The sequence below is a fragment of the Cohnella thermotolerans DSM 17683 genome, assembly GCF_000429825.1.
Taxonomy (GTDB): domain Bacteria; phylum Bacillota; class Bacilli; order Paenibacillales; family Paenibacillaceae; genus Cohnella; species Cohnella thermotolerans.
Window position 1 is genome coordinate 1 of sequence record NZ_AUCP01000128.1, and the last position, 2,307, is coordinate 2,307.

Annotated in this window: 3 protein-coding genes; 1 reads left to right on the plus strand and 2 read right to left on the minus strand. The window is 55.9% G+C overall.

Annotated features, from left to right (window positions below):
* A partial coding sequence (locus G485_RS30680) for a hypothetical protein (protein WP_476695857.1) occupies positions 1-237 on the plus strand: 237 nt, incomplete at its 5' end.
* Here the strand turns inward: G485_RS30680 and istB are convergent.
* Positions 206-928, minus strand: coding sequence for an IS21-like element helper ATPase IstB (gene istB, locus G485_RS0117300; protein WP_027093539.1), 723 nt, complete (start codon positions 926-928; stop codon positions 206-208). The genes G485_RS30680 and istB overlap by 32 nt on opposite strands.
* A 1-nt stretch (position 929) precedes the next feature.
* Positions 930-2,246: an IS21 family transposase gene (gene istA, locus G485_RS27165; RefSeq protein WP_156922458.1), complete on the minus strand. Its 1,317-nt coding sequence runs from the start codon at positions 2,244-2,246 to the stop codon at positions 930-932.
* Between the last annotated feature and the right edge of the window lie 61 nt (positions 2,247-2,307).

Genomic DNA, 2,307 nt, shown 5'->3' on the forward strand with positions numbered 1-2,307 from the left:
GAACTGCTCGGCCGCTGCGAAGCCGATTGGCAGCGTGAACATTACAAGAAAGGCGTCCCGATTCACCTGCTCTTTGAAGATGATAAGAATGCGCTGCTCTATCTTCCGCGCCATCCGTTCGCCGCCTGTCGCTATTGTTTTTCGCAAGTGAAAAATGCTCATTTTCGCAGCGAAAAATGCCAATGGCATCTTGCCAGCGTAACGATCACCCCGGGATTCGTTCCATCGCCTGCTTGAAGCGAAAGCTTTCCCCGGTAAACGAGAGAATATGTGCGTGATGCACGAGACGGTCTACCAGCGCCGATGTCAGTTTTGTATCCCCGAAGATAGATGTCCATTGGCCAAACTCCAAATTGGACGTTACGATCACGCTCTGCTGTTCGTAGCAGTCCGCGATGACGTTGAACAGCAGTTCGGAACCGGTTTGGTTGAACGGGACATACCCTACCTCATCGAGAATGAGCAGATCCATCTTCCTCAGCTTTTCCCGGAATTTACTCAGTGTTCCGGCCATGAATTTCTCTTGCAGCACTGCTACCAGATCACTCGCCCGGTAAAACTGCACCGCTTTCCCGCGTCGGCATGCTTCCACGCCCAAAGCGATCGCCATATGCGTTTTTCCCGTGCCGACCGCGCCCATGAGAAGGAGGTTTTCTTTTCGCTCCATCCATCCCAGCGTCCGCAATGCGTCTAATCCGCTGCCTTGTGGGAACGAAATATGTTCCGTCACGTACCCTTCAAACGTCTTCAGATGGGGGAATCCGGCTTGTTGCACCAGTTTCCCGAGTTTCGCTCGCCGTCGGCCGTCCAGTTCCGCGGCCAGAAGCTGTTCGGCCAGGCTGCGCAGTCCCTCGTCCTGCTGCGAACCAATGTACTCCGCAATATGAGCGAGTCGCAGTTGCCGACACAAATCTGTCAGGTCCGCCATCTCACATCACCTCCATGAGCCGGTCGTAGCGTTCCAGTCGGTTTTCCGCCCGTGTTCCGGGCGGGGAGAGCGTCTCCCGCCAAGTAACGGGTACGTCTCGCCCGCCGTATTTCATGCCGAGAAACGCCGTCACGCGCGAAACCTCTTGCTCCAATCCGGGCACCAGCAGCGCATCCGCAATCTGTTCCAGCGAATATATGGCGCCCCAATGGTGCATGGCTTGCAGTCGCTCTTTCCGCAACGCGAGGTCGCCGACGGTAATGTAGGCTTGCAAGGCGGCCGGCAACATCCGCAAAAACTGCGAATGCGTCACGCTCCGCGGCTTGCGCAGCCAGTTCGCGAACACTTGCGTCCATGGAATCTCCGCCGTACGGCCCGTGTACGGGCGTGGAACGGTGAGCAGCGATTCGTGCCGTGGGTTCAGCAGCACCAGGCGATCCCAAAACAACTGTACGATCACCTCCGTCCCCGGAGCGACTTGTCCGACGAGCGGAATCGTCGTCTCGTCCACGCGGATTTCTCCGTACTTGTTCACCACCGCTGCCTGCAGCCGGTACGCTTCGAACGGCTCCGCCGGCAGCTGAAGCAGGTGCCGCTTCTCGTCATCGCGCCATAACTCTTCGATCGTCTGTTGTTTCGCGTAATGAGGACGACGACGATCCTGTTCAGCTTGTTCGGCGAAATGCAGAGCGAGTTGCTCGTGGCTTTCAAACACGGGAACCGGCACCGCCCAGTTGCGCTTGGAATACCCGCATTTGGCTTCGACATGCCCTTTTTCATGGCCGCTGTATGGATTGCAGAACACGGCTTCGAACCGGTAATGCGCGCAGAATCGCCGGAACATATCCGTCAGTTGCCGTTCCCCTTGTTTTTCGATGTGTACGACGGCGGCGGACAAATTGTCGAACCAAATCCGCTGCGGTACGCCACCCATCTGCTCGAAAACTTGTTCCATCGCTTCCAGAAAGCATTCTTGGTTCTCCGCCGGTACCGGGTAGACGAACGCCGCGTTGCTGTACGGGAACGACAGGACGAGCAATTTGTACGAGATGAGCTGATGGTTCCGGCACACCTCGATCGTGGTGAAATCCGCCTGTGCCTCGCCTGGCGGATGCTCCAGCCGTTCGTATGTCTTCGCTCGCTCCAGTTCCATCTCCGCTTTCCGGCGTTTGACGTAATTCAAGACGGTACGATCACTGCCTGTAAATCCATATTCATCCCTTAGCCGTTGAAAGATGCGAGTGGCAGTATGACGTTGTTTCCGGGGCAGCAGGCGATCTTCCTCCAGTTGAGTCCGTATAATTGTGTAAAATGAAATATCTCCTAAAAAGTACTAGGAGCCATATTCAAATGTCCTCGGTTAGAATGGAGTTGACTAG

Excerpts from the sequence above, each read along its gene's own strand:
- istB (WP_027093539.1), bottom strand. The coding sequence starts at position 928 with ATGGCGGACCTGACAGATTTGTGTCGGCAACTGCGACTCGCTCATATT.